Consider the following 4,696-nt stretch of genomic DNA (forward strand, 5'->3'; position numbering starts at 1 on the left):
AGCGCGGTGGCCATCGTGCTGCTCGGCGTGCTGTCGATGCAGCAGGGCTTCGCGCGCACGATGGCGGAGACCGGCTCGCCCGACGTCGGCTTCGTGCTCCGCGGCGGTGGTGCCGTGCTCGCGGAATGCCTTGATGACGTTGCGGCCGACCTTCCAGCGGTGCACTTCGTCGGGACCGTCGACCAGGCGCTGCGAGCGCACCTGGGTGTACCATTTCGCCAGCGGCGTATCCTGCGAGAAGCCGAGCGCGCCGTGGAGCTGGATCGCGGTGTCGATCACATGGTGCACCATGTGCGCCAGAAACACCTTCGCGATCGAGTTCTCCTGCCGGAAGTCGAGGCCCTTCTCGGCCTTGTAGGCGATGTGCAGGAGCATCAGCCGGCCGATATAGAGCTGGCTCGCGCATTCGGCGAGCATGAACTGCACCGCCTGGCGGTCGGCGAGCAACTGCCCGAAGGTCGAGCGTTTGGTCACGCGTGCCACTGCCATGTCGAGCGCGCGCTGGGCTTTCGCGATGTTGTGCATGCCGTGGCGCAAGCGGCCATAGGCGAGGCGATGCTGGCCCATGTTGAAGCCGTTGCCTTCGCCGCCGAGCAGGTTGTCGGCCGGTACTTTCAGGTCCTTGATCTCGATCTCGGAATGGCCGCCATGGATCTCGTCGGAGTAGGGGCCTTCGATCGCCATGTTCGCGATGTTGCGCTTGATGTTGTAGCCGGGGTTCGGCAATTCGACGATGAAGGTCGAGTAGCGCTTGTGACGGGGCGCATCGGGATCGGTCATGGCCATCACCAGCGCCATGTCGGCGACGCTGGCGGACGAGGAGAACCACTTCTCGCCGTTCAGGACGTAGTTCTCGTTGCCGTCCTTGACGGCGCGGGTCTGCATGCCGGTGGCGTCGGCGCCCGAAGCTTTTTCCGTCATCGAGAAGCAGATGCGCTTGTCGCCGTTGAGCAGCGGCTTGAGGAACTTCTCCTTCTGGTGCGGCGTGCCGTTCTCCAGGATGGTCAGCATCGAGGCGTCGTCGGGGCCCTGCGTGTTCATCGACAGCGCGCCGAGCATGCTCTCGCCGAGCTCCATCTGCACCAGCGCGTTGGCGAGGGGACCTAGGCCCATGCCGCCATAGTCCTTCGGCACGAACGGGCACCACAGCCCCTGCGCGCGCGCCTTGGCGCGGAGTTTCGCCAGCACCTCGTCGAACGGCTTGGAGTCGAGCTCCTTCTCGGCGGGGATGCATTCCTCCTGCACCCATTTGCGCACCTTCTCGCGGATCGCCTTGGCCTCGGCCGGAATCTCGAAATCGATCGACATGGCATTTCCTCTTGCTTTGCGGTTCTTGATGGACTTCGCTTCAGGGATGACTTGGCTTCCGGCATAACGCGCGGGCGTGGCAGCGGCAACGCCAAACAAAGTTTGAAGCGCCGGCGGATGATGACGAGGGTGCGACATGGCTGATCTGGCCGACCTGTTTGAAGGCTTTGCGTCCGAGTGGATCAACACCGAGGCCGGCCGCATCTTCGCCCGCGTCGGCGGCAAGGGACCGCCGCTGTTGCTGCTGCACGGCTTCTCCTCGACGCATGTGATGTGGCACCCGGTCGCGCCGAAGCTTGCCGACAAGTTCACGCTCGTCATCGCCGACCTGCCGGGCTACGGCTGGTCCGACATGCCCGACAGCGATGCGCAGCACACGCCCTACACCAAGCGGGCGATGGCGAAGACCATGATCGAAGCCATGGAGCAGCTCGGTCATGTGCATTTCGCGCTGGCCGGCCACGACCGCGGCGGCCGCGTCGCCTATCGCCTCGCGCTCGATCATCCCGGCCGGCTGTCGCGGCTCGCCGTGCTCGACATCCTGCCGACCTATGATTACTGGGAGCGCATGAACCGGCTTTATGCGCTCAAGATCTATCACTGGAGCTTCCTGGCGCAGCCGGCGCCGCTGCCGGAGACCCTGATCGCGAGCAATGGCGAGTTCTTCCTGCGGCAGAAAATGGCGAGCCAGACCCGGACGAAGACGCTGAACGAAATCGATCCGCGCGCGCTCGCGCACTACATCGCGCCGTTCCGCGATCCTGCGCGCGTGCACGCGATGTGCGAGGACTACCGCGCCGGCGCCTATGCCGATTACGAGATCGACAGAGCCGATTTCGAGGCGGGGAAAAAGATCACGATCCCGATGCTGGCGCTGTGGGGCGATGCCGGCATCGCCGGCGCCGCGGCAACCCCGCTCGACACCTGGAAGAAGTGGGCTATCAGCGTCACCGGCGCGCCGGTCGCGTCGGGGCACTTTCTGCCGGAGGAGAATCCGGAGGAGACGGCGAAGCTGTTGCGTGAATTTTTCCTGGCGGGGTGAGGCACTGGCGTAGCCCGGGTGAGCGGAGCGACACCCGGGAAGGTCCCGCATGTCGCTTCCGCCTTCGCTCTTCGAGCTTCGGCGGACAAGTCGCTCATGCGGGCTACGGCCGCTACCGCCGCGTTCTGAAAAAATCCTTGAGCAATGCGGCGGCCTCGCGCTCGCCGACCGCGGAATAGATCTCCGGCGCGTGGTGGCATGTTGGAGAGGCGAAGAAGCGGACGCCGGAATCGACCGCGCCGCCCTTGGGGTCGAGGGCGCCGTAATAGAGCCGGCGGATGCGCGCGAACGAGATCGCGCCCGCGCACATGGCGCAGGGCTCGAGTGTCACGTAGAGGTCGCAGTCGACGAGGCGCTCGGTGCCGATCCGCTCGGCGGCCCGTCGGATCGCCAGGATTTCGGCATGCGCCGTCGGATCGCGGTCGGTGAGCGTCCGGTTGCCGGCGGTGGCGATCACCTCGTAATCCCTGACGATCACGCAGCCGATCGGAACTTCGCCGGCTTTTCCGGTATTTTCCGCCGTTTTCAGCGCCAAATCCATGAAGGAGGGGGTGTTCATGCCTCGTATCATCGCAAGAAACCTGCTAGGAGGTCCAGCTTCAGCAAAAGTGAACCGCTCTTTGCGTCACATGCGCCGCTGACCGCGCGTGTATCGTCCTCCGCCCTGCACCATCAGTGAGACATTCATGCCCCGCGACCACGACAAAGACAACGGCTCCTCGCGCGGCCGGCGTGACCGGCCTCCGGGCAAACGCCAGGCCGGCGCCGAGCGGCGGTCCGAGAAGAAATTCGCCAAGCGCGGCTTTGGCGACGAGGGCGGGGGCGGCAAGCGGCGCTTCTCCGACAGGGGCCAAAAGCGCGAAGAGGGCGGCTTCCGCCGCAGCGACGATGCGCCGCGCCGCGACCGCGCGGATCGGCCTCGCGGCGAGCGGGCCGAGCGCCCGCCGCGTGGCGATGATTCCCGCCAGCGCAGCGATCGGCCGCGCCAAGGCTTTGTGCGTCGCGAGCGCGATCGCGGCGAGGAAAAGCCCTGGCGCAAGCGCGAGGATCGGCCAAGTGACGAGCGCCGCGGCGGCGACCGTCCGCGGTTTTCACGGGCGCGGGAGGAGCGGTCGGACGGAGAGCGCCCGCGCTTTTCGCGGCCACGCCAGGAGCGGTCGAGTGAGGATCGCCCGCGCTTTTCGCGGCCGCGGGAGGAGCGTGGCCATGATGATCGTCCGAAATTCGGCCGGCCGCGCCGGGACCGCGCGCGCGAGCGTGACGGGGATCGCGAGGAACGGCCGCGGCGGAAGCCGCAAGCGCGCAGCGAATGGCAGGAGCACCCGCGGAGCGAGCGGCGGCCGCCCGATCGCTTTGCCGACCGGCCGCGCCGCGACAACGAGGACGAGAGCCGGGTCTTTGCCAAGCGGCCCGCGTTCGGCGGCCGTGGCGCCTATCGCGAGCGCAAGGGAGATTTCGGCAAGGGTAATTTCGACAAGCGCGACTTCGACAAGCGCAAGCGTCGCGACGACGCCGCGCCGCGCGAGGACGCGAAGCCGAAGAAAGCCGGCGAGCGCATCGCGAAAGTGCTGGCGCGTGCCGGCCTTGCCTCGCGCCGCGAGGCGGAGGAAATCGTCACGCAGGGCCGCGTCACGGTCAACGGCCGCGTCATCAACTCGCCGGCGCTCGACGTCACCGTCAACGACGTGATCCTGCTCGATGGCCAGCCCCTGCCGGCCAAGGAGCGCACGCGGCTGTTTCTCTATCACAAGCCGCGCGGCCTGATGACGACGCATGCCGACCCCGAGGGGCGGCCGACCGTGTTCGAGCATCTGCCGGAAGGACTGCCGCGGCTGATCAGCATCGGCCGGCTCGATTTCAACACCGAGGGCCTGCTGCTGCTCACCAATGACGGCGGGCTCGCGCGCGTGCTTGAGCTGCCCGACACCGGCTGGCTGCGCCGCTACCGCGTGCGTGCCCATGGCGAGGTGACGCAGGCGCAGCTCGACGAATTGAAGAACGGTGTCGAGGTCGACGGCGTCAGATACGGCCCGATCGACGCGACGCTGGAGCGCGACCAGGGCGCGAACGTCTGGCTGGTGTTCGCGATCCGCGAAGGCAAGAACCGCGAGGTCCGCAACGTGCTGGCGCATCTTGGGCTCGAGGTGAACCGGCTGATCCGCGTGTCCTATGGCCCGTTCCAGCTCGGCGAGCTCGCCGAGGGCGCAGTCGACGAGGTCAAGACGCGCGTGCTGCGCGAGCAGCTCGGCGAGAAGGTGATCGCGCAGGCCCATGCGGACTTTGCGCCGGAGGCGGATGAGCGCCGCCGTCCGCGCCATGCGGACGACGAGGGGGACGCGCCGCGTG

At 67.3% G+C, this 4,696-nt stretch carries 4 protein-coding genes; 2 read left to right on the forward strand and 2 right to left on the reverse strand.

From position 1 onward, the window contains the following. Positions 1-1,308 (reverse strand): acyl-CoA dehydrogenase family protein (locus JOY90_RS23105; RefSeq protein WP_291693429.1); only part of this gene is annotated, 1,308 nt, incomplete at its 3' end. A 136-nt stretch (positions 1,309-1,444) separates the two neighbouring features. Here JOY90_RS23105 and JOY90_RS23110 point away from each other — a divergent pair. Then, positions 1,445-2,350 (forward strand): alpha/beta hydrolase, encoded by a 906-nt coding sequence (locus JOY90_RS23110; RefSeq protein ID WP_291693430.1) that lies wholly within the window; start codon positions 1,445-1,447, stop codon positions 2,348-2,350. Positions 2,351-2,462: 112 nt separating this feature from the next. Here JOY90_RS23110 and JOY90_RS23115 read toward each other — a convergent pair whose 3' ends face one another. Beyond that, on the reverse strand, positions 2,463-2,921 hold the full coding sequence (locus JOY90_RS23115; RefSeq protein WP_291693431.1) for a nucleoside deaminase: 459 nt from the start codon (positions 2,919-2,921) through the stop codon (positions 2,463-2,465). A gap of 115 nt (positions 2,922-3,036) precedes the next feature. Here JOY90_RS23115 and JOY90_RS23120 point away from each other — a divergent pair. Beyond that, positions 3,037-4,696 (forward strand): pseudouridine synthase (locus JOY90_RS23120; RefSeq protein ID WP_291693432.1); only part of this gene is annotated, 1,660 nt, incomplete at its 3' end.

It is taken from the genome of Bradyrhizobium sp., from assembly GCF_019242285.1.
GTDB lineage: Bacteria > Pseudomonadota > Alphaproteobacteria > Rhizobiales > Xanthobacteraceae > Bradyrhizobium.